Annotated in this window: 22 protein-coding genes, 1 tRNA gene and 1 pseudogene; 7 read left to right on the top strand and 17 right to left on the bottom strand. The window is 60.5% G+C overall.

All coding sequences use genetic code 11. The features are described 5' to 3' along the window. Positions 1 to 627 (top strand): annotated as a pseudogene (locus ACI94_RS07500) (glycosyltransferase family 2 protein); the annotation flags it as partial. 150 nt (positions 628 to 777) lie between these two features. On the opposite strand, the gene ACI94_RS07495 reads toward ACI94_RS07500, so the two are convergent. The 5 genes from ACI94_RS07495 to tfrA all read right to left on the bottom strand — a co-directional run bounded on the left by ACI94_RS07495 (position 778) and on the right by tfrA (position 5,115). Beyond that, on the bottom strand, positions 778 to 1,011 hold the full coding sequence (locus tag ACI94_RS07495) for a hypothetical protein (RefSeq protein WP_286681274.1): 234 nt from the start codon (positions 1,009 to 1,011) through the stop codon (positions 778 to 780). A gap of 84 nt (positions 1,012 to 1,095) precedes the next feature. Then, entirely contained in the window at positions 1,096 to 1,326 is a 231-nt protein-coding gene (locus tag ACI94_RS07490) for a hypothetical protein (protein ID WP_209727742.1), read from the bottom strand. After that, positions 1,310 to 1,912, bottom strand: coding sequence for a hypothetical protein (locus tag ACI94_RS07485; RefSeq protein WP_286681273.1), 603 nt, complete (start codon positions 1,910 to 1,912; stop codon positions 1,310 to 1,312). Before ACI94_RS07485 ends, ACI94_RS07490 begins: the two co-directional genes overlap by 17 nt. 120 nt (positions 1,913 to 2,032) lie before the next feature. Further along, complete coding sequence (gene tfrB, locus ACI94_RS07480) at positions 2,033 to 3,487, bottom strand: fumarate reductase (CoM/CoB) subunit TfrB (RefSeq protein ID WP_286681272.1); 1,455 nt, start codon at positions 3,485 to 3,487, stop codon at positions 2,033 to 2,035. Continuing rightward, complete coding sequence (gene tfrA, locus ACI94_RS07475; protein WP_066958123.1) at positions 3,484 to 5,115, bottom strand: fumarate reductase (CoM/CoB) subunit TfrA; 1,632 nt, start codon at positions 5,113 to 5,115, stop codon at positions 3,484 to 3,486. Before tfrA ends, tfrB begins: the two co-directional genes overlap by 4 nt. A 72-nt stretch (positions 5,116 to 5,187) precedes the next feature. Here tfrA and ACI94_RS07470 point away from each other — a divergent pair, with 72 nt between their 5' ends. Continuing rightward, entirely contained in the window at positions 5,188 to 6,576 is a 1,389-nt protein-coding gene (locus ACI94_RS07470; protein ID WP_066958125.1) for an aspartate kinase, read from the top strand. Beyond that, the gene (purM, locus tag ACI94_RS07465) at positions 6,569 to 7,561 is read left to right on the top strand and encodes a phosphoribosylformylglycinamidine cyclo-ligase (RefSeq protein ID WP_066958127.1); all 993 of its coding nucleotides are present in this window, start codon (positions 6,569 to 6,571) and stop codon (positions 7,559 to 7,561) included. Before ACI94_RS07470 ends, purM begins: the two co-directional genes overlap by 8 nt. Before the next feature lie 26 nt (positions 7,562 to 7,587). Here the strand turns inward: purM and ACI94_RS07460 are convergent, their stop codons facing one another. The 4 genes from ACI94_RS07460 to ACI94_RS07445 form a co-directional block, all read right to left on the bottom strand. Beyond that, positions 7,588 to 7,824, bottom strand: coding sequence for a hypothetical protein (locus tag ACI94_RS07460; protein ID WP_066958128.1), 237 nt, complete (start codon positions 7,822 to 7,824; stop codon positions 7,588 to 7,590). Between the two features lie 78 nt (positions 7,825 to 7,902). After that, positions 7,903 to 8,430, bottom strand: a complete 528-nt coding sequence (locus ACI94_RS07455; RefSeq protein ID WP_066958130.1) for a ZPR1 zinc finger domain-containing protein — start codon at positions 8,428 to 8,430, stop codon at positions 7,903 to 7,905. After that, a complete protein-coding gene (gene sepF, locus ACI94_RS07450) occupies positions 8,430 to 8,807 on the bottom strand; it encodes a cell division protein SepF (protein WP_066958132.1) in 378 nt (125 codons plus the stop codon). Before sepF ends, ACI94_RS07455 begins: the two co-directional genes overlap by 1 nt. Positions 8,808 to 8,858: 51 nt before the next feature. Further along, positions 8,859 to 9,356: an RNA-binding protein gene (locus tag ACI94_RS07445; protein ID WP_286681271.1), complete on the bottom strand. Its 498-nt coding sequence runs from the start codon at positions 9,354 to 9,356 to the stop codon at positions 8,859 to 8,861. Between the two features lie 110 nt (positions 9,357 to 9,466). Between ACI94_RS07445 and ACI94_RS07440 the strand changes: the two genes are divergently transcribed. Genes ACI94_RS07440 through purF form a run of 3 tightly spaced genes read left to right on the top strand, consistent with a single transcriptional unit; the run spans position 9,467 to position 11,340 of the window. Further along, positions 9,467 to 9,694, top strand: coding sequence for an LSM domain-containing protein (locus ACI94_RS07440; RefSeq protein ID WP_273259073.1), 228 nt, complete (start codon positions 9,467 to 9,469; stop codon positions 9,692 to 9,694). A gap of 14 nt (positions 9,695 to 9,708) precedes the next feature. Continuing rightward, positions 9,709 to 9,891 (top strand): 50S ribosomal protein L37e, encoded by a 183-nt coding sequence (locus ACI94_RS07435; RefSeq protein ID WP_083524834.1) that lies wholly within the window; start codon positions 9,709 to 9,711, stop codon positions 9,889 to 9,891. A 9-nt stretch (positions 9,892 to 9,900) separates the two neighbouring features. Then, positions 9,901 to 11,340, top strand: coding sequence for an amidophosphoribosyltransferase (gene purF, locus ACI94_RS07430; RefSeq protein ID WP_066958137.1), 1,440 nt, complete (start codon positions 9,901 to 9,903; stop codon positions 11,338 to 11,340). A gap of 154 nt (positions 11,341 to 11,494) precedes the next feature. On the opposite strand, the gene ACI94_RS07425 is transcribed toward purF, so the two are convergent. After that, positions 11,495 to 11,569: transfer RNA gene (locus ACI94_RS07425), tRNA-Met, on the bottom strand. Positions 11,570 to 11,713: 144 nt separating this feature from the next. Between ACI94_RS07425 and trxA the strand changes: the two genes are divergently transcribed. Further along, positions 11,714 to 12,130 (top strand): thioredoxin, encoded by a 417-nt coding sequence (gene trxA / locus ACI94_RS07420; RefSeq protein WP_066958139.1) that lies wholly within the window; start codon positions 11,714 to 11,716, stop codon positions 12,128 to 12,130. Here the strand turns inward: trxA and ACI94_RS07415 are convergent. The 7 genes from ACI94_RS07415 to ACI94_RS07385 all read right to left on the bottom strand — a co-directional run bounded on the left by ACI94_RS07415 (position 12,127) and on the right by ACI94_RS07385 (position 22,092). Then, positions 12,127 to 12,474 carry a 4a-hydroxytetrahydrobiopterin dehydratase gene (locus tag ACI94_RS07415; RefSeq protein WP_273259072.1) on the bottom strand — a complete coding sequence of 116 codons (348 nt, stop codon included), beginning with the start codon at positions 12,472 to 12,474 and terminating at the stop codon, positions 12,127 to 12,129. The genes trxA and ACI94_RS07415 overlap by 4 nt on opposite strands. A gap of 53 nt (positions 12,475 to 12,527) precedes the next feature. Further along, positions 12,528 to 13,097, bottom strand: coding sequence for a flavodoxin family protein (locus tag ACI94_RS07410; RefSeq protein WP_066958142.1), 570 nt, complete (start codon positions 13,095 to 13,097; stop codon positions 12,528 to 12,530). 1 nt (position 13,098) lies between these two features. Continuing rightward, positions 13,099 to 14,202 carry a DUF362 domain-containing protein gene (locus tag ACI94_RS07405; RefSeq protein ID WP_066958144.1) on the bottom strand — a complete coding sequence of 368 codons (1,104 nt, stop codon included), beginning with the start codon at positions 14,200 to 14,202 and terminating at the stop codon, positions 13,099 to 13,101. 63 nt (positions 14,203 to 14,265) lie between these two features. Next, a complete protein-coding gene (locus ACI94_RS07400; protein ID WP_286681270.1) occupies positions 14,266 to 16,101 on the bottom strand; it encodes a PAS domain S-box protein in 1,836 nt (611 codons plus the stop codon). Between the two features lie 22 nt (positions 16,102 to 16,123). Next, entirely contained in the window at positions 16,124 to 17,428 is a 1,305-nt protein-coding gene (locus tag ACI94_RS07395; protein ID WP_273258998.1) for a hybrid sensor histidine kinase/response regulator, read from the bottom strand. A gap of 12 nt (positions 17,429 to 17,440) precedes the next feature. Further along, the gene (locus ACI94_RS07390) at positions 17,441 to 19,702 is read right to left on the bottom strand and encodes a response regulator (protein WP_066958152.1); all 2,262 of its coding nucleotides are present in this window, start codon (positions 19,700 to 19,702) and stop codon (positions 17,441 to 17,443) included. A gap of 8 nt (positions 19,703 to 19,710) precedes the next feature. Then, the gene (locus ACI94_RS07385) at positions 19,711 to 22,092 is read right to left on the bottom strand and encodes a methyl-accepting chemotaxis protein (RefSeq protein WP_286681269.1); all 2,382 of its coding nucleotides are present in this window, start codon (positions 22,090 to 22,092) and stop codon (positions 19,711 to 19,713) included. Positions 22,093 to 22,206 lie beyond the last annotated feature (114 nt).

Raw genomic sequence — 22,206 nt, 5'->3', positions numbered from 1 at the left:
AAGACCGGGGGGATGGAGTTTGCAAGCGAGATGATCATCGAGGCGGCGAAGGCCAACCTCCGGATCGCCGAGGTCCCGATCACCTACTCCGCCCGGGTCGCCCCCTCGAAGCTGCAGAGTTTCTCCGACGGCTGGCGGCACGTCCGGTTCATGCTCCTCTACCGGCCGATCCCGTTCATCACCGTTCCCGGACTGATCTTCGCGGTCTTCGGGTTCTTCCTGATGGTCATCTTCGCCGTCCGGGGAGAGGTCGAGACCTCGTTCATCCACTCCTTCATTCTCGCCGCCCTCTTCTTCGTCGGCGGGCTCCAGGCGCTCTTTGCGGGGGTCAACATCGCCGTCTACTCGGCCGTCCAGGGCTACGGCGAGGCGGGACCGTTCCTCTCCCGGCTCATGAGTTACCACAATCTCGAGCGGGAGCTCCTCGCCGGGTTCCTCCTGATGGCCGGTGGCGGCATCGTCGGGCTCGGGATCCTCCGGGACTGGGCGGCCGCCGGGTTCGGCCCGCTCTTCCAGATCGCAAACGCCGTCTGGGCGCTGGCCCTCTTCCTCGCCGGCATGCAGGTCGTCTTCTCCGGGGTCTTCACGAGCATGGTGCTCTTGAACCGCGGCGAAGAGCAGGGTTGACCCCCGCCTCCGGACCATAGCCGTGGAGCCTGTACAAAAGGGAACGGCCCATATCCGATCAGAATGGCTCCTCTCGCCTGCGAGCCCGGCGGCGAGTGTGCGCGAGGGTCATCGCCATTGGGAAGAAGGCGTACCTGGAGGAGATCTATATCACGTTGGGTCCTCGCATCTTCGGCTCGTGCCGGCGAAGGCGTCGAGCACGAGGGAAGCGATGTGAATATCCCGGTCAAGTTCTCCGGGGCGCCGGGGATCTTCGGATTCTTCTGGCTCGAGCGGTACCTCTCCGAGATCCCTAGGGGAAAGGTGGACCTGGTTGAGAAGAGCGCGCTCAAGCCCTGTATCGGCCGCCGTACCGAGAACGGGGTCCTCTACGTGTGGCAGCACCGTGGAGCGCCCTGGATGGGCACATTCTGTTCCACATGGAACATTTTTGAACCAATACCTGGAAACGGTCCCGCCTGCCCTGCCTTACCCATCGCCGTAGACCGGTTCGGGGCGGCGCCGCTGGGTCTGGTGCATCTGGAGATAATCAGACCGGGAAAGAGCAAAGTTTTTGGCATTCTCAAAGAACGCGTCGATCAGGTCGGCCTGCTCGCGGCTCCAGACCTCGTTTGGAACCCCCCTGACCCAGAGAGCATGCCTCCGGACAAAATTCAGCCGCTCCTGCCGGTTTTTCTCGCGGTCAAACTTCAATTCCATATGGCTCCCCCCTGACCTGCAGGCTCTCCATGAACGATCGCAGGAGATCGCCATCCAGCATCTCCCGGAACAACACCCAGAGATAGACCGCATCCTCGATATCCTTGTCGCTCCCGAGATAGAGTTTGTAGGGAATCTGCAGCTCGATGGGCGATACGAAGAACCGGATGTCGTCAAACAACACCGCCTTCGCCCGGGACATCGCATAACGATCGAAGTCGTCTTTCTTGAACTTCATCTCGACGTTCGGGATGATCCTCCCGGCCCCGGCAATCCGGACGGCGAGCCCGTCTCGGAGCATTGAGTAGATCTCATCGATATCATCGGAGTTCAGGAAATAGAATCCTTTTGCCAGGAGTTCCTCGGAAAATGACCGGAACCTATCGTGGTTCATGTAGTCGACGAGAAGATCGATATCTTCCGTACCTCTGGCCCTTCCAAAGAGGATTGCAACGTATCCGCTGACGATCACGTAGCGGGTATACCGCTCGACGATGCCCGTCACCGAAACCACAAAACGGTCAAGTGCGGTCACAACCTTTCTGTCGATGTGGATGGTGCCGTCGGGAGCATTCGCGATCTGCATATCCCTTCCTCTGGTAGAGTCTTACCGGGCACGGCATTAATTGCATGCATCCCGGGTTCGGCGACGCATCGGCCGCCCAGCAGGATCTTGCCCCGGTCGGGGAGAAGAGTTACCGGGGGCTCACGCGCCCCCTTCCCGCTCCGCNNTATACCCCTCAAGCAGGATCGTCACCAGGTTCTTGACGGGCACGTCCGTGCAGTCCGCGATATGGAACTCGCAGAACGGGCAGACCGTTACCACCACGTCTGCACCGGTCGCCTTCACCGCCTCGCCGCGCTTCGCCCCGAGAGCTTTTGCCTCCTCCGGAACCCCCGACCGGACGCCGCCGCCGGCCCCGCAGCACTGCGAGGGCATCTCGACGAACTCCCGGACGGCCTCTCGCAAGAGTGCCCGCGGCTGCTCCCGGATCCCCTGGCCGCGGAGGAGGTGGCAGGGGTCGTGGTAGGTCGCCCGGAGATCGAGCTTTGCCGGGGGCTCGATCCCGTACTCGGTGAGGACCTCCGTGACGTCTTTCACCTCGAACGGCGTCTCGTAATCGTTCTTCAGCGTCGCCCCGCACCCGGCGCAGATCGTCATCACGGTCTTGACCCCCCGGCGGGCGAAGGCCTCGATGTTCTTCTTCTTCAAGTCCTCCACAAACGATGTCTGCCCCGTCCGGATCAGAGGCGAGCCGCAGCAGACCTGGTCGTGAGGAACGATCACCCGGATGCCGTTGCGCTTTAAGACCTCCATAGCGTCGAGCGCCGTCTGCGGCACCCGGCCGTTGAACATACACCCGACGAAGAACCCCACCTCCCCGCGGACCGGGCCGTCGGGCTCGATAACCTCCGGCACCTGCTCAAGGAAGGTCGGCTTTGTCCGCTCGACGCTCCGTCCCGTCTCCTGGATCAGCCGCGCCACCTCCTGGTGGCGGGGGAGGGAGAGCCCCCGGCGGTTTGCGATCTCGCGAAGTTTCTCGATGGCTTTGCCCGGGATATCGATCTCCTTGGGGCAGACCTCCGTGCAGCGCTTGCAGGTCGTGCAGTAGAAGAGCCCCTTCTCGATGGCATCGGTGATCCGGTCACCCGAGTCGCGGGGATCGAGGGCGAGGCGCATCTCCTGCCGGAGCACCGTCGGACCGGCGAACTCCGTCACCTGGAGCGCCGGGCAGGCCGAGACGCAGCAGAGACACTCGATGCAGTCGCGGAGCGGTTTGATCGCCGCGATCACCTCCCGTTCCGGGAGCTCCGCATCCGGCGCAGGGCAGATCCGGGCGATCTTCGCGATCACCGGCTCCATGTCCACCATCAGGTCTTTTAAGACCGGGAGGTCAAGCGGCTCGACCGTCATCCCGTCTCGGGCCTCCGTCATGCAGGCAAGGGCTGGCGTTCCATCCACTTTGACGGCGCAGCTCCCGCACTGCCCGGATCCGCAGCAGTAGCGGTAGGCGAGCGTCGGGTCGTGCTCGTTGCGGATTGCATGGAGGGCGTGGAGCACGCGGGCGCCCTCGTTCACCCGGACCGTATACTCCTCGAGGTGCGGCTCCGCATCCACGGAAGGGTCGTAGCGATAGACTCTGAGCGTGATCGACTTCATGCCGCCACCTCCCGCCGCTCGATCCCCTCGCGGGTAAGCGAGATATACGTATGGCCGAAGGGCGACTTCGCCGGCTCGGTCGCCACCTCGGCATCCCGGCGGACGTGGGCCCCCCGGTTCTCGGGGCGGAGGAGGGCACAGCGGACGATCAGGGACGCGGTGGTGCACATGTTCCGGACCGTGCAGCAGTCTAGAAGGTTTGCGGTCGAGGCGGCGCAGAGCCGCTGGTCCGCGAGGCGCCGGATATGACCGAGCGCTGTTTTGAGATTGGCGGCGTTCCGGAATATGCCTGCCTGGTTCCACATCGTGAGTTTTAAGTCTTTTTTGACGTCGGCGGGATTCACGGTCCCCTCGAAATAACCATCGAGCATCCGTAGCACCTCATCGATCCCGGCGCTGTCCACCCGGCCGCTCCGGGCGGGGGACTTGCCGGCAAACTCACCTGCCCGCTTTCCAAAGACCTGCGTATCGGCAAGCGCGTTCCCGCCGAGGCGGTTTGCACCGTGGACTCCGCCGGCAACTTCTCCGCAGGCAAAGAGCCCCGGGAGTGTCGTTCGGCACTCCGGCGTGATCCGGAGCCCCCCCATGATGTGGTGGGCTGTGGGGGCGACCTCCATCGGCTCTCGCCGGATATCCACCCCGAACGTGAGGAACTGCTCGAGCATCACCGGGAGCCGCGCCTCGATCCGCTCCGCGGGGAGGTGGGTCACGTCCAGGTAGACCCCGCCCCTGCTCGTTCCCCGGCCCTCGAGGATCTCGGTTGCGATCGCCCGGGCGACCACGTCCCGGGTCGAGAGTTCCATCCGCTCGGGATCGTAGCGCTCCATGAACCGCTCCCGTCGGGCGTTCAAGAGAATGCCTCCCTCGCCCCGGACGGCCTCCGTCACCAGCCGCCCGCGGGCGTCGTAGGGGTAGACGGCACCCGTCGGATGGAACTGGACCATCTCCATATCGATCAACTCCGCGCCCGCCCGGTAGCCCATCGCGAACCCGTCCCCGGTCCCGGCGGCGGAGTTTGTGGAGATATCGTAGACCTGCGTCCCGCCGCCGGTCGCAAGCACCGTGGCGTCGGCCCTAAAGAGCATGGGGTTTCCGTCCCGGTCGAGAGCGATTGCGCCTGCGACCGCACCGTTCTCGTCTTTTGCGAGGTCGACGACCGAGACCTCCTGGTAGAGCTGCGCATCCGTTGCGTCCAGACGGTCGAGGAGGGTCATGATGATCTCATGGCCGGTCCGGTCTCCAGCGTAGCAGGTCCGGGGGAACCGCTGCCCGCCGAACGGCCGCTGCGCGACCATCCGGTCTTCTGTGACGTCAAAGACGGCGCCCCATAGGATGAGGTCTCTCATTCGCTCCGGCGCCTCGCGGACCAGTACGTCCACGAGCGCGGGGTCGTTGAGGTACGCTCCGCCCTTCAGCGTGTCCTCGCGATGGATCTCGATGGAATCCCCGTCTCGCATCACGGCGTTGAACCCGCCTTCCGCCATCGTCGTGCACCCGCCCTTGCCGACGATGGTCTTGGAGACCAGGACCACGCTGCCGTATCGGGAGGCCTCGATGGCAGCCCGTATCCCGGCGCCGCCGCTTCCGATAACCAGCACGTGCGCGTCCACAATCTCGTCTACAAGCATCTTATTAGTCAGTGCGTTGTATAATACCATAAAGTAATTGCAGGGGACTAGTGAGCCAGAATGAGGCTTTTAATGAAATTCGGCGGTACCTCCGTCGGAGAAGCAGACTGTATCCGACGGGTCGCAGATATTGTAGAATCGCACCATGCGGCGGGCGACGAGGTCGCAGTCGTAGTCTCGGCATGCTCAGGGGTAACCGACCAGATCATCGCGGCGGCCGACGAGGTCGTATCGAGCAAGGAACAGCCCCCGATCGAGACGCTTATCTCGGCGATGCGAACCCGGCACCTCCGTCTCCTCAGCGAGGTGGCCCCGGACTACACCGATGAGGTGACGGCGATCATCGACGACCGGCTGACCCGGCTGCAGAACATCCTCACCGCGGTGCACACCCTAAAAGAACTGACTCCCCGGTCCCGTGACTACATCATCTCCTTCGGGGAGCGGCTCTCCGCCCCCATCGTGAGTGCTGCTCTTCGGCAGCGGGGCCTCTCTTCAGTCGTCCTCGATGGTGCCGAGGCCGGGATCATCACGACCGCAAACCACGGGGACGCCCGTGCTCTCCCGGTGAGTGAGACGAGCATCCGGAGCCGGGTTGCTCCGCTGCTCGCAGATACCATCCCGGTGATCATGGGCTTTATGGGGGTGACCGAACAGGGCGTCGTCACCACCCTCGGCCGGAGCGGCTCCGACTACTCGGCTGCCGTCGTCGGCGCGGGAATCGATGCCGATGAGATCTGGATCTGGACGGATGTCGACGGGGTGATGACCTCCGATCCCCGGATCATCAAAGATGCCCGGGTCCTCGACGACATCTCCTACCTGGAGGCGATGGAGCTCTCCTTCTTCGGTGCGAAGGTCCTCCACCCGCGTTCGATCGAGCCCGCCATGCAGAAGGATATCCCGATACGGGTCAAGAACTCCTTCCGCCCCGATCTCCCCGGAACCCTCATCCTCCGCGATAAGCACCAGGAGAAGCGGGTGGTCAAGGCCCTCGCCCTGATCGAGAAGGTGGCCCTCGTCAACGTCAACGGCGCACAGATGATCGGTCGTCCCGGTGTCGCAAAGACAATCTTCTCTGCGCTTGCAGAGCGTGAGGTGAACGTCATGATGATCTCACAGGGCTCAAGCGAAGCAAACATCTCGCTCATCATCGATGAAGCTCACCTGGAGAATGCCATCTGTGCGCTCACCCCGATCGTGAAGCAGGGTATCGTGCGTGAGGCGACCTACGATCGGGATGTCGCCGCGCTTGCCGTCGTGGGTGCGGGAATGGCCGGCTCCCCGGGAACCGGGGGCCGGATCTTCTCCGCGCTCGGCGGGGCCGGGATTAACGTCATGATGATCTCGCAGGGCTCAAGCGAGGTGAACGTCTCATTCGTCGTGAAGGCGAGTGATGGGAAGCGTGCCCTGAAGGTGCTGCACGATGAATTCCGCCTCTCGGAGAACTTAGATGACTGAACATACGTATCGTGAAGCAGGGGTCGATATCGACCTTGAGGCCCGGGCAGTACGGGCACTGATTGATACCCTCACCTACCGGAGATCCGGCACGTTCTCGATGCTCGGGAAGGTAGGGCACTTTGCCGGGCTGATCGATTGTGGGTCATACGCCCTCGCGCTTGCCGTCGACGGCGTCGGCACAAAGATGCTTATTGCGGATACCCTCCGCGACTGGAGTACCGTCGGGATCGACTGCATTGCAATGAACGTCAACGACCTCTACGTCATGAACCTCGAGCCCGTGGCGTTCGTCGACTACATCGCGACCGACGCCCTCTCGCCTGAGAAGATGGCCCAGATCGGCAAGGGCTTAAACGAAGGGGCGAGGCTTGCGAACATGAATATTGTCGGCGGCGAGACGGCGACACTGAAAGGGCTCGTGAACGGCCTCGATCTTGCCGGAACGTGTCTCGGCGTCCAGAAGAAGGAGAAGATCATCACCGGAGAAGAGATTGTCCCCGGCGATCGGATCATCGGGGTTCCCTCGAGCGGCATTCACAGCAACGGTTTGACGCTTGCGCGGAAGGTCGTTGAGGACTGCGCCTCGTATGATACCCGCCTTTCAAACGGAAAGACCCTCGGCGAAGAACTCCTGACCCCGACCAGGATCTATTCCGAAGTCCTTCGGGTGACGGAGGCCTGCACGATCCACGGAATGTGCCACATCACCGGCGGAGGCCTCTTGAACTTCACGAGGCTCACGGAGTATGGGTTCTCCATCACCGATCCCCTCCCGGTCCCCGAGATCTTTACCTGGCTGCAGGAGAACGGCGAGATCGGCGACGTGGAGATGTACCGCACCTTCAATATGGGCATGGGCTACGCATTCATCGCCCCGGCCGAGAGCGTCGCCGTGATCCAGTCGATCATCCCCGAAGCCCGGGTGGTCGGAGAGGTTACCCGCGAGCCGGGGGTGCGGCTCGCGGGTGTGGAGATCCGGTAGGATCTCCCCGACCTTTCTCCTCAGAATCACGCCCCGCCGCCGTATTCCTCGAAGTAATGCATCGCCTCTGGAACCTGTTCCCGGACAAGTTTCAGGAAGTGGTTTGCAAGATCCGGATCGGCTATCCGGAGCGAGTGCTGCATCTCCCGCTCCATATCTTTCTCGAGTCCGCCCTTCTGGTCCATCTCCGCTTTGATCTCGTGGACGGCGTTCTCGACCTCCTCTTTGCTCTCCCACTTCAGCACCGATATGGTTCGCGCCAATTTACTTCACCTCGGGGCCGCATATGGGGAGAAGTTCTATTTTAGGTTAACTTTGATGATGAGAAAAAAAGAGATCTCTTAAGGTTCGCTCTGATCGAGGAGCATCTTTTCGGCTTTTTCACTGATGAGCGCGCTGTTTCCGGCTGGATCCTTGATGATGACCGTGAACGGGAAGGCAACCTCCCGGGCGGCGCCGATCTTCTCAAGCACCTGGAGTGCGGCTTTGCGCTCCTCCTCACTCTCGGGGTTTGCCAGAACGGCTCCTACCGCCTGTTGGAAGCGATCGAGAACCCCCTCGATGTTGGTGACGAACCCTTCGCAGGCGGTGCCGGGTTCGACTGCAAGACCGAGCTCCGGGATCTCGATCGTTCCTGTTGTGCTCCGCACCACCCGGATGGAGAGGTCCTCAGGCTCTTCGATGCGCACCGTCCATTGGACCGGGTCGCCCTCCCCGAGGATGATGGTGTCGACATGCCGGTAGCCGCAGGCGCCGCAGGTGATCGAGACCAGCAACAGATCGGGATAGTGAGGGATATCAAGGCGGTGATGGACGATCTGGATCTCGCTCCCGCATGCCGGGCAGGTTCCAGGGTAGGATTCCCGCACTACACGCCCCCACCGATCTTCTCGCGGGAGACCTTGACGGACATCGGGGTGACGATGACATACTTCTGTTCTCCGAGACCGACAATGTCGCCGTTCACATCCTTTGCCACGTCACGAAGGTCCTTTAAAACCCGCTCGAACGTTACCTTATCCATCTTCAGTCGACCGACATCTACGATGACGATGTTGCCATTATAGATTTCGTCTTTCACGCGGGGGGTGTCCTTGAGATCGGCGATGGTGGCGATCTTGATATACATGGATGCCGGCTCTTCGTCATTTGGTCCCTCATAGGAAGCAAGATCGAGTTCCATGTAATCTTCTTCGCTTCGGACGGGATTTTTACCGAGGATGCTGTCAAGGAGCTTTTTAACCATAGAAAAAATGAGGAATGAATTTTATTTAATAGTATCTTTTTATTTTCCCGATTATATTTCTAGATTCCAGATATCGTCCCCGACATAGTGGATGCTCTTGACCGATTTGCCCTTCTCTTGCTGTTCCATATCGGTGGCATCGAAGAGCGCAATACCCACGGCGAGCGGTTTACCGTAGCGCTCCTCGACGACCTGCGCCGGATGCCCGGCACGGACGTCCGGCGTGATCGAGACGATCCCGGGGCGCATGGCATCCGCGCCGTTTGCCACAAACCTGACCGCGCCGGAGTCGACCACTACCCGCCGCTCCGGGATCGGGTGCTCGACGAGCCCCCGGAGGGTGGGGAAGGCCCAGGCATCGGAGGCCATCAGGAGTGGTTTTTTATCGACGAGGTAGAGTTCTATCGGGGCATCTGTCTCCACCCGCTCGATCCGGTCGGAGCGGAAGAGGTCGGCCGACTGCCCGATCTCGTCCGCCAGAAGGTTTAGGAGCTCGGTTATCTGTGACTTTCGGATGACGTGACGCTTCTTTATCGTGATCTTCGGCATGGATTTAAGACCTCGGGGATGTATACTCCGTTGCTCCGCAACGCGGTTATATTTAAGTAGCTTCCTCGCTCAAATATATTACTCCAGAAAGGACGGCAAAGGGTAATCACATGACGCCAAGACCGTTGGATATTTTAGATCAGGTACTGAATCGTCAGCCCGTCATCATCAGCCTTAAAGGTGGAAGGGAGATCCGGGGAATCCTCCAGGGATACGACGTTCACATGAATCTGGTACTGGATAAGGCAGAAGAAGAGGTGGACGGTGCAGTGCAGAAACTTGGCACGTTGATCGTCCGCGGTGACAACGTAGTTTACATCACTCCTTCAGTTGAATAAGTAGGTGAGAGAGCATGTCAAAAGGCACACCATCAATGGGTAAGCGGCAGAAGCGCACCCACATCGCCTGCAGGCGTTGTGGCAAGATCTCATTCCACGCACAGCACAAAGTCTGTTCGGCTTGTGGCTTTGGAAGAAGCCGGAGGATCCGCAGTTACCGCTGGACTGAGAAGAAGGCAAAGGTACCGACGCACTAGAGCTGTATCATGTGTGGTATCGTTGGCATCGTCGATGCTAGCGGTGTTTCCTTTCCGCTGTATTATGCCCTGTACGCTCTCCAGCATCGGGGGCAGGAGAGCGCGGGGATCTCTACTTTTGAAGGCACGACCCTGTACACGCACAAAGCCCAGGGGCTCGTTGCCGAGGTCTTCAACAGTCAGATCCTGCAGAAACTGCAGGGTAATGCTGGAATAGGACACGTCCGCTATCCAACGACTGGATCAAAGATCCCGGAGAACGTTCAGCCGTTCAACTTCCGGTATCTGGGGCTCGAACTATCGATTGCCCATAACGGCAACCTGGTGAACACTGCTGAGCTCCGGGCCGAGTATGAGCGCAGGGGCCAGATCTTCTCCACTACGACCGATACCGAGATCATCGGAAGCATCATCGCCGATGCGCTCCGGACCTCAAAGAGCATGGAGGATGCCGTCCGGCTCTGCATGCGGCGCCTGCGCGGCTCGTACTCCGTCGTCGCGCTGGTGAACGGTACTGTCTATGCGTTCCGCGACCCGCTCGGCATCAAACCGCTCTGTATCGGGAAGATCGACCATGGCTACATCGTCGCCTCGGAGAGCGTTGCGATCGACGCGCTGGACGGCACCCTTCTTCGAGACGTCCGGCCGGGCGAGCTTGTCTGCATCGATGAGGACGGACTCTCCTCCACCCAGATCGCGACTGCGAACCGGAGGGCGCACTGTATCTTTGAGTATATCTACTTCGCACGTGCGGACTCGGTCATGGACGGGACACTGGTCTACGATGTTCGGCGCCGGATCGGGCAGAGACTCTATGACGCAAAACCAGTAGAGGCGGATACCGTCTGTCCCGTCCCGGACTCCGGCATCGCGTATGCTGCAGGTTACGCCGAACGGTCCTGCATCCCGTTCGTCGAGGGACTGATGAAGAACCGGTACATGGGCCGGACGTTCATCATGCCGACCCAGCAGCAGCGGGAGCGGGCGGTCCGGATCAAACTCAATACCGTCAGGGGTAACCTCAAAGACAAACGCGTGGTCCTCGTCGACGACAGCATCGTCCGGGGGACGACCTCCCGCCGGATCGTGAACATGATCCGGGAAGCGGGGGCAGAGGAGATCCATCTCCGGGTCGGTTCCCCGCCGATCATCGCGCCCTGCTATCTCGGGGTGGATATGCCCACGCGGGCGGAGCTCATCGCAAGCAGCAGGGATGTTGAAGCGGTCCGGGAGAGCGTCGGGGCGACGACGCTCGCCTATATCCCGCTGGAGGATCTGGTGGAGGCGATCGGGTGGAGCGAGACGAACCTCTGCACCGGATGCCTGACGGGATGTTACCCTGTGGATATCCCCGGGGAGCGGAGTTGCCACTGCATCGTGGACTATGTGGCCGGCACCCACCAGGCCGACCTCTCATCCTTCAAGATGGAGAAAGAGAGGACGGCGTAAGTCCCTCTCTTAAATTTTCACCCGCGAAGGCTCTCTTTTTTGTGTGTCGCAATACTCCCTAGTCTGGTGTTTGGGACTTTTGGGTTATGATTAGAGTGATACAAACGGTGCAGGAGGAAATGCTGCAAAATGCAAAACAGAGAAGAACCGGACATAGCGAGGGATGGATTTGAACCATCGATCTACGGGTTATGAGCCCGCCGGGATTTCCTGACTACCCCACCTCGCTTCTTACTTGTGAGGTATGTAGTATTGTACGTTTGGTGATATATAATTATCTGAGAGCCCGGCAATCGCCCTTACGTCTTCGCCCCGCGAATTCCGGGAATTCTCGCGCAATTTTTAATAGGGCCGTTTACCATACCTGCAGTCTATGGTAGAGAGAGAACCGACGGACGATGAACTGCAGCGTCTCCGGGAAGAGCGCCTCCGGGAGATGGAGGCTCGCCTCCTTGGCAAACAGGCGGGTGTTATCGAGATCACGGACGATACGTTTCAAAAGACTATACGGGATCATCCGTTCGTTGTTGTCGACGTCTGGGCGGAATGGTGCGGCCCCTGTCGGATGGTGGCCCCGATTATCGAGGAACTTGCGCGTGACTTCGCCGGCAGGGTGACTTTTTGCAAGTGCAATGTCGACCAGAACTCCCGGGTGGCCATGCGCTTTGGTATATCGGCAATACCGACGCTCCTCTTCTTCGCAAACGGCGCGCTTGTCGACCGGGTGGTCGGTGCGCTTCCGAAAGAGACCATCAGATCGAAGGTTGCGCGGGCTTTTGAGATCGGCTAAAGGCCCCCGCCCTCCCGGGATCGGAACCGTTTGGAGAGTCGTGCGGCCATGATGAAATCGTTTCTGGAGAGCCCGCCGATGGCGTAGGTGTACCAGGCCACATCCACATACCGGTTCTCGCGGATCCCGATATCCGGGAGGTGACGCTCCCGCGCGGCAAACGCGGCGATCTCGCAGAGCAAGCTCAGGGCTTCGGAAAACTCCCTGCAGGCAAACCGGGCGCAGAGTCGACCGTCTTCAAATCTCCAGTCCGGAACCTCCGGCAGAAGTTCTGCGATCTCCCGCCGGGTCAGTGGTGCCGTGTTCGCGACATCCGGGCTGATCATTTCAGACGAAAGATCCATGGTGATCCCTCTTCCGGGCAGACTAAAAAAGGTTCTTCTTTTGAGATGCCCTATCAGTGCAACTTTTTGATCAAATATGCCACGTTCTCGGCGAACCGCCGGACCGTTCGCATCCCTTCCTCATCGGTCAGGGCCTCACCCGGGGCCCAGCCAAAGACCATGTTCCAGTAGGTCGAGCCCGGCACGATCATATCGTTGATCAGGTAAAACATCAGCAGTTCCTGGAGCGTTGCGGTATGTCCGCCGCGCCGCGCCACGGCGATCGGGCCGCCCACCATCCGGGAGAGGAACCCGTCGGAGGCCATTGAGACCATCCCGATCCGCTGCAGCGCCGCCATAACGTCACCCCGGGCGGTCCCGAAGTAGACCGGGGTTCCGACGATGAATCCCTCCGCTCCCCGGAGTTTCTCGATGATCTCGTTTAAGTCGTCGTCGAGAGCGCACTCCCCGTTGGAACAGAGCCCGCAGGCCGTGCAGGAGAGGATCTTCTTTTCTGCAAGCAGTACGGTTTCAGTCTCAAGCCCCTCGGCTTCGATGACCTTTGCGCATTCGGCGAGCACCTGTGCGGTGTTTCCCTCTAGCCGCGGGCTCCCGCAGAGCAGTATCACTTTTCCTGTCGCCATTTCACACCTCGATCAGCCGGTAGTCGGCATCTCCAAGCCCGATAGCGGCTGCGTACTCGATCTGGTAGTTACTATCTGTGTAGTCCCAGACGCCCTTAAATTTGTCCTCACCGGGGGAGAGGTTCTTCTCGAGCGCCGTTTTGGGAATTCCGCGCTCGCTGTTGACGAGGTCGAGGCTCGCGTGGTCGATCGCGACCGGGTCGGTCGAGGCGAGGATCCCGATATCCGGGACGATCACAGCGTCGCTCCAGGGGACGCAGTCGCAGTCGGGAGTGATGCCGAGGAGGAAGTTGATGTAGCCGACCCTCCCGGGTTTATCGTGAACGGCACCGAGGGCATACTCACAGAGCCGTTCGAGGAACGGCCGGATCTCTGTTCTCCAGTCGAACTCGATCGCGCCTGTTGGACAGGCCCGCATGCAGTCGCCGCACCCGACACAGTGCTCCGGGTTGAGGATCGCCCGCCCGTCGGCGAGGGTCATCGCCGCCTGCGGGCAGACCCGGGTGCACTTCCCGCACCCTCCGCAGCGCTCGCTCTCCACAATCGGCCGACCGGCATGCTGCTCCGCCTTCCCCGACGGTGGGGCGCAGCCCATCGCCAGGTTCTTGATAGCCCCCCCGAACCCGGCAAGGTCGTGGCCCTTGACGTGAGAGAGGACGAGCATGCTGTCGGCATCGAGGATGCTTCCCGCAATCCGGACGCTCTCAAAATGCTTCCCGCCGATCGGGACCTCACGCCAGTAGCGGCCCCGGAGACCGTCGGCGATGATGACCGGGGCGCCGACGACTGCGTACGCAAACCCGTGCTCGATGGCGGTGACGGTATGCCTGACGGCATCTGCGCGGCTCCCCGCATACAGGGTGGCGGTGTCGGTGATGAACGGGTGAGCCCCACGCTCCTTCACCTTATCAATCACCTGCCGGGCAAAGACCGGGTGGATGTAGGTGTCGCACCCCCGCTCTCCGACGTGCAGTTTGATGGCCGTAAGATCGTCGGGCCGGATCACCGCATCGAAATCGGCTGCATCGAAGAGGCGGCGGATCTTCTCGACTTTGCTCTCATGGTGACTTCTCGCCCTGAGGTTTGCGAAATAGACGTCTGCCATAGGGTATCGGCTCCTCTTTTTGGTATTCTCTGGCCGCAGGGGATAAGGGTTGTGCCCTAAGATCTACAACCCGGCTCTCCGGTGCATCGGCCGGATCTCTGCGCCTTCCATATTCCCCGCCGCCCAGGTATAGCGCTCCCGGATGGGGGAGGGGAGGTCGCGTTCCGGTATCGAGACGAACCCGAACTCCGCATAAAACCCGGCGAGGCTCTCGACCGCGTACATGTAGAGGTCGTCGTTGTGGCAGGCCACGACGAGAGCGGCCACCGCCATGCGGGAATACCCCCTGCCGCGGCAGGGCTCAGGCGTGAAGACGCCGTCGACCTCCATGCTGCCGTCGGAATGCCTCCTGCACCGGGCGAGAGAGACGATCCGCTCCCCGCAAAAGGTTGCAAAGATCCTGTCCCGGGTCGGGTCTGCGGTCACGCCGTGGTAGTCCCGCCAGACATCGTTTGCAAGCGCAAACTCAGGACTCCTGAGCTCCCGAACCACCAGGTGAGATCCGGGTTGCGGGTCTTCCACCGTTTGGCTTGTCTCGGAGAATCGGTAGCCTCCAGGCGGGATGAGGATCTCGAACTTCGCTCCCTCACCGGGGATCCCGGTCTCCCGGATTGTTATCCCGGTGATGGCGAGGATCTCGTGGGCGAGGAAGAGCCCGTGCCCGAAACTCTCTTCCCGCTGGACAAAGAGTTTCTCCTTCTCCGGGTAGGGAATGCCGGTTCCGTCGTCTTCGACGACGATTGCGCAGCCGTCCGGGCGCAGGTGGTAGGTGACGACGATCCGACTCGCCCCAATCCCCGGTGCGAGAGCGTTCTCAAGGAGGTGGGTAAAGACCGTCTCTAGATGCGGGTCGGCGAAGACTTCGAGCCGCTCGGTCCATGTTTCGAGTGAGACGCTCCCGAACGAGAGGCCCACGGCCGCTTTCCTGACGGTCTCCTGCACGGGCATCCATGCCGGCGGCAGTCGCCCGATCTCGCGGAATGCCCTCGAGATCTCGATCTGGCGCCGGATGCCGTTTGCAGCATCGTGCAGGTCGTCGATAAAGGAGAGGACTGCGGGATCGTCAAACTTCATCACACCTACCGAGAGGTGGCCGTAGAGGACTGCAAGCCGGTTTGCAAGGTCGGTGCGCAGGATCCCGGCAAGAGTATTGAGTTGATGACTGGCGTTCTTGAGCGCGGTCTCCATCATGACCTGATCGCTCACGTCCCGGATCGACTCGATGGCTCCTGCGACGTTGCCGTTTGCATCAAGGAGTGGGGCCGCTGTAAAACGAATATGCGCTCCATTGCCGTCCCGGAAGTGGGGAATGGTCGTCTCTGAGACGAGGATCTTTCGATCCCCGGCCTCGCCCTGGAGGATCTTATCCGCAAGGAGCGGCTGTCGTTTGCCGTAGAATGGTATGGCATGCTCGTAGTTGCCCCGGTTGAGCACGGCCTCCTTTTTTACCCCGGTCATCTCCTCGATCGCGCGGTTCCAGGCGATGACCTTTCCTTCACGATCGATGGCGAACGTTGCATCCGGCAGAAACTCGATGATATCCTGCATCTGCTGTTCGGACTCCCGGAGCCTGGTTGTGAGGAGCGCGACCACCCCGCCGACCAGGACGAGGAAGACCGCACGGGGGAGGATGGTGAACGGGAGCAGGGGATCGGGCGGGGAGAGGAGGAAGACCGTGACCGCATAGACGGCCGCAAGGCCCAGCGCAAAGAGCGTTCCCCGTCGGGGATACCAGCAACTCGCGAGGATGATCGGGATGCTGAGCGGGAGGGAGGGGAGGAGACCCGGTGGGGCGCCGAGGAGCAGGCCGAGCAGGTTTCCGCCGAGGGTGAGCGCTGCAAGGATGGTAATGGCTGCAATCCGGTTTCGGGCCCTGGCGAAGGGTTTTCCGATCTTCATAGTGAGTCCCGCAGGCGCATACTCACCCTGCACGGATCACTTCCCCCGGGCAGAGGAGTTCGAACCGCGCTCCCACGCCGGGGGTTCCGGTCTCCCGGATTGTTATCCCGGTGATGGCGAGGATCTCCCGTGCTAAAAAGAGACCGAGGCCGGTGTTCATGCCGTATGCGTATGAAAATATCTTCTCCTTCTCGTCTGCCGCGACCCCGACGCCGTCGTCCTCGTAGAGGATGATGTATCCATCCCCATCCCGCTCAAGACTGAAGGTGATGGTCGTGACCCTCACTCCGTGGCGGATGGAGTTCTCAATCAGGTTTGAGAAGACCCGCCCGATGAGCGGATCGGCGTAGACCTCAAGGTCCGGAGGAACGTTGTTTATAAGATTCACCGAGATCCGTAGGGTGTTCTGAATGGATTGTTCCACGAGCGTCCTGATCTCCTGCCAGGCGGGGGAGGCAGCACCCACCTTCTGGTAGTCGGCGGTGAACCGGAGTGTGTTGCTGATCCGGTTCACCATCCCGCCGGCGCTCTCGATGTGCTTCCACGCATTCGCCGGATCCCGCTCGCGCAGCATGAGTGCGAGATCCAGGTATCCGTCCAGCGCTGCAAGCTGATTTAAGAGGTCGTGACGGGTGATGCTTGCCATGAGCTGGAGTTTCTTGTTTGCGTCCGCGAGCGCCGCTTCAACGCGTTTCCGTTCCAGGATCTCCGCTTCAAGACTCTCGTTGCTGCGGGAGAGATCCTCCACGGTCGCCTGGAGTTGTTCATTTATGGAGTGCAGTTGCTCCTGCGCCTCCTGGAGTTCGGCGTTCTTCGCCACCGCGATGGAGTAGGTCGAAAGAAGCGTATTCAAGATCCGGAGTTTCCCTGCCGTGATTGTGTAGGTGCTCCCGGCGAAGGGGACTTTAAGCCCCGGTGACTCGTCGTCATGGTCGGGCATCGCCGCCGCCCGTATGACGGCCTCGATCTGGGAGCGGAGTAGTCCGGGCTCGACCGGTTTGACGATGAAACTGTCCGCCCCGGCGGCGAGGCCACGCAGGACGTCGGCCGGATCAAAGAGATTGGTGACCAGGATGACCGGTATCCCCGGATAAATCTGCTTGATCCTGCGGCAGAGTTCATACCCGTCCATTCCCGGCATCAGGATATCGGTGAGCACGATATCGGGCCGTCCCGCCTCCATCCTCCGGAGCGCCACCTCACCATCCGCCGCCAGGGTGACGTCATAACCCTCCTCCTCAAGCATGTGTCGGAGTAACTCGGCCTGCGTCCGACTGTCTTCCACGACCAGGATGCTCATCGGCTCTCTCTTCTGTAACTCTTGCATCTCGTCTCTCCGTTATCTCCACCGTCGGCGACGATGCATCAGGCGGTGAATCGTCTCGACGAAATCATCTCTCTCAAAGTTGCTCTTGACCAGGTAGGCATCCGCCCCTGCCGCCCGCCCCTGCTCCCGGTCTTCAGGCGAGTCGAGCGAGGTGATCAGCACCACCGGGAGGTCGGCAAGGTGCAGGTCCCCGGTACGGATCTTCTTGGTGAGCGTAACCCCGTCCATCCGGGGCATATCTACGTCTGAAACGAGCATATCATACTCATGTTGCTTAAGCTTTGCGAGTGCATCGATACCGTCTGTGGCGGTCTCTACGTGATATCCGGCCCCTTCGAGGATCGTCTGCAGCAAGAGCCGGGATGTGACCGAGTCTTCCACGACGAGGATCCGGCGCCTCTCTTCACCCGGGAGTGCCGTCCGCCTCGCCGGACGCTCTGCCTGTGTCGCGTCCTGGATGAGTTCAAGCGGGTCGAGGACGAGCGCCACGGTTCCGTCACCGAGGATAACGGCTCCTTCAACCCTCCGAACGGAGCGAAGCTGGCTCCCGAGCGGCCGGACGACGATCTCCTGCACCCGGATCACCTCGTCGACCATGCACGCGATCTGCCCTGCTCCGTAGGCGATCACGACGATGGGCGTTTGAAGCGTTTTCCCGTGCGGAGGATCGGATGAGGGGATCCCCAGGAGATCGGTGAGCCGGAAGACCTCGATCGTCTCTAGGCCGATCTTGACTCTCGGATGGCCTACGCCCGGGATCAGGTCTTTTGAGCGCACCCTGAGGACCTGCTTTACCTGCTGCATGGGAAGGACGTAGATCTGCTTCTCCGACCGGACGAGCAGCCCACGGAGGGTGGCCATCCGCACCGGGACGGTCAGGGTGATCGTGGTCCCCTTCCCGACCGCCGAGGAGACCGTCACCTCTCCCCCGAGGCGGGATACGGTGTCCTCCACGATCGCAAGCCCTAGCCCCCTCCCGGAGAGGTCGGTGACGATCCGGCTCGTCGTCATCCCCGATCTGAAGATGAGCCAGATCGCCTCGCTGTCGATGAGGGCTGCACTCTCGCTCTCGGTTATCACCCCGTTCTCGACGGCGGTGCGCCGGATCGCGGCGCTGTCGATGCCGGCACCATCGTCGGCCACCTCGATCGCGACCCTGCTTCCGGAGCGGGGAGAGACCCGGATCCAGACGGTGCCCTTGATCGGTTTCTTCTGCGCGGCCCGGATATTTGGGTCTTCGATCCCGTGGTCGATGCTGTTTCGTACGAGATGCATGATGGGCTCTCTGAGGGCGTCGAGGATGCGTCGGTCCACCTCTATCTCCCCTCCTTCGATCTCAAGATCGACCAATTTGCCCGATGTCCGGGAGAACTCCCGCACAAACGCAGAGAACGGTGCAAGCATGTTTGAGGCCGGGAGCAGCGCGGCATCCCGGATCTGGTCGGAGATCTCGGTGGTGCTCGCCTCAAGCGCCGACCGATCGATCTCCATCGCACGCAGATGCGTTGCGAGATCGTACTGGAGGTAGGTCACAAACTCACGGTTGTACTCCAGGAACTCGACCACGCGCTGGAGCGGCTGGATGAGATCGGGAGGAATCGCCTCTTTCTCTTCACCGAAGACCTTCCTGCGGATCAGGTGCAGGTCGTTGAACGCTTGGGTGTGGTTCCACTGCCAGAGAGAGAAACGGGACACCATCTCCTCGAGTTCCCGTATCCGCTGCGTAATAAAGAGCCGTGTCGTGAGGAGGTCGTCGGCTCCGGCGATGAGCCGGTCGAGTTTCTGGGCCGCAATCCTGACCGTGCCGCTGATCTTTCCCTCCGCGATCGGTTCATCGCCGGGAACGCGACTCTCCTGGACGGCTGGATCTGCCCCCCCGACCCCCTCCTTTTCGAGGGGGAGGGCACGGAGGGCTTTGACGATCTCGCCCGGCGGAACCAGCGGCCTCTCTCCCAAAAGAAGCGCTTTTACCACCGCGAGCGTCCGGAAAAAGAGGTCGAAGTCGTCTGCCCCGGGTATATACTCGCCCCGTTTCATCCGGGCGAAGACGGTCTCGAGGTTCTGGCAGATGGACTCGATCTCGCGGAGGTTGACCGCACGCGCCGCCCCTTTGAGGCTGTGAGTCTTGCGGTAGACCGATTCGATCAGTTCGGACGTCGGTCCGGTCTTCTCGAGCTCGATAAGCCCCTCGGTAATCGAATCCAGATATTCGTCCGCCTCCTCGCGGAATGTTTCGAGGAGGCGGGCACGAAACGTGTCTTCCGATCCGGCCATGATTGTCTTTAAACCTGATACTGCTGGGTGATCCTCTTTAAGCGGGCGCCGAGTTCGTGCAGGTCTTCTGCGGTCTTTTCTGCCTTATGCGTGATCTCAAGGTTCTTCTGTGCGGCATCGCGGATCTTCTCCATTGCCCGGGAGATCTGGTCAACTTCTGAGGCCTGTGTCTGGATCGACGCCGCGATCTCGATGACCTCCTTTGAGGAGTCGGCTATCGATTGGGTGAGCACCTCGATCGCCTCCTGGGCGTTGCTCGTCAGCCGGACCGCATTCGCAACAGATCGGGTCCCCTGCTCGGTCGAGACCTCGGTCGAGGAGATCCCACGCTGGATGTCGGTGAGGATGACCCGAATATTCGCGGTCGCTTTCTTCGACTGCTCGGCAAGGTTATGGATCTCGTTTGCGACGACCGCAAACCCTCTCCCGAACTCTCCGGCCTTTGCAGCTTCGATGGAGGCGTTTACCGCGAGCAGGTTGGACTGCTCGGAGATATCGGTCACCGTTGCAATGATCTCGCCGACCGCCTGGCTCTGCTCCGAGAGCCGGATTACGTTTGCCCGGATGATATCCATCTGCTGCTGGATCCGGTTCATACCGTCCAGAATCTCCCGGACCGATTTCTGACCGTCCTTTGAGACGTCGAGCGCCCGGATTGCCTTCTCGGAGACCATTTTTGCCTTCAGGTTCACGAGTTCGGTCTTCTTTCTGACGTTCTCGACGGCATCCGAGGTCTCGTTCACCGTTGCCGCCGTCTGTGAACTGGCCGCGGAGAGTTGATTCGTGACCGCCAGGATCTCGTTCGATGCAAGCGATAGGACCGAAATTCCTTCGTAGAGCTCCTCACTGATCAACTTCATCAGCCGGGAGAGCTCGATCCCGATGGTATTGAGTGCGTCGCGGTAGGCGACGAACTCGCCGGCAACCGGGATCTTCTCGTCGAACCGGGCTGTAAAGTCCCCCGAAGCGTAGTACCTGGCAAGCCGCATCGCCTCGTTCACGGGCTCGGTTATCGATTCGAGAGTCTTATTGAACCCGGCGATAATCCTCCGGTAACCGCCGCGGAATGCTCTTTCATCACCGCGGATCGAGAGGTCTCCTGCACGGGCGGCATCCGTAAGTTTGATCGTCTCCTTATGGAGATGGTCGAGCGCCTGGACCATCATCGCGAGCGCAGGACGGATCTCATCGCCCTCGTCGATGACCGGAAATTCGGGGACATACTCCCCGAGGGCGATCTTTTTTAAGTTCCCGACGACGTTCGTCTGGAGATCGCTTGCGAACTCATCCATCGTGGCGGCCATGACCCCGATTTCGTCCTGCCGCTTGATGTTGAGCCGGGCGGAGAGATGCCCGTTGCGGAGCTCTTTGAGCATCAGCACGACCTGTTGCAGAGGTTCAGAGATCGACCGGCCAAAGAGGATGGATATCGCGACACCGATGGCGATGGATGCGAGGACGACAACGATGATCGTATTTCGGATGGTATCGATCGGCCCGGTGAAATCGGAGAGGTAGGCGCGTGAGACAATGTACCAGTCGAGCGGCTCGTAGTAGGTGTAGGCGTCTATCATATCGACGCCGTCGATCTCGTGGCGGATGTTCCCGACCTTATTCTGGAACATCTCCTGCACGAACTCTTCGCTGGACCAGTTCTCGCCTTCGAGGGAGGGGTGAACGAGAACCTGCCCGGTGCTGTCGATGACGAACATATAGCCGTTGTTGCCGATGACCGTATCCTTGAGGCTCGCTTTGATGACATCGAGCGTCTCCTCTTCCTCCGTCCCGACGAAGAGGACCCCGACGATTTTGCCGCTGCTATCTTTTATCGGCTCGTACGCGGTGACGTAGCGCTTGCCAAAGAGGTCCCTGCTCCCGTAATATGTCTCTCCCTGTTTCACGACCACATCATAGACGTTCTGGGTCAACTCGGTCCCGACAGCGCGACTACCGTCCGTTCCGATGACGTTCGTGGATATCCGGACAGCATGGTCGCCGTATACTTGAAAGACCGTCGCCGCTCCACCGACCAGGGACTGGACCTGATCGACGATCTCGAAATTGTCATTGATGATGTAGGTGTCGCCGTTCTCGTTTACCAGTGCCAGTTTTCCGTTGATCACTTCGGGGGTGCCGCGGGCGTAGAAGTTCTCCCGGAGAACGTTGAGGTCGCTGTTTACTTTATTGCGTGTGAGTTTGTAGACGTCGTTGGTCCATCCTCGTGCATCATGCACCTGCGTCTCAAGCAGCGTCTCGATCTGATCATTAATCACACCGCTCGAGCTGGTATACGCTACCACGCCAAGCATAAGCGTCGGGATGATTGCCAGAAAGAGACAGATGACGAGGATCTTTGTCCCGACTTTCATATCCGAAAAAAATGTGAACATTTTATACCCGCTCTCCTCCCTTCAGTATAACTAAATAGATGGGTGCGCACCCTGGGTTAAATAATGTTCCATATAAAACTGAAATTTCCCGGTGATTGACTCTAAAAATATGGC

Source organism: Methanoculleus sp. DTU007, assembly GCF_001512385.1.
Lineage (GTDB): Archaea > Halobacteriota > Methanomicrobia > Methanomicrobiales > Methanoculleaceae > Methanoculleus > Methanoculleus thermophilus.
This window is presented reverse-complemented; position numbering and strand designations above follow the sequence as displayed.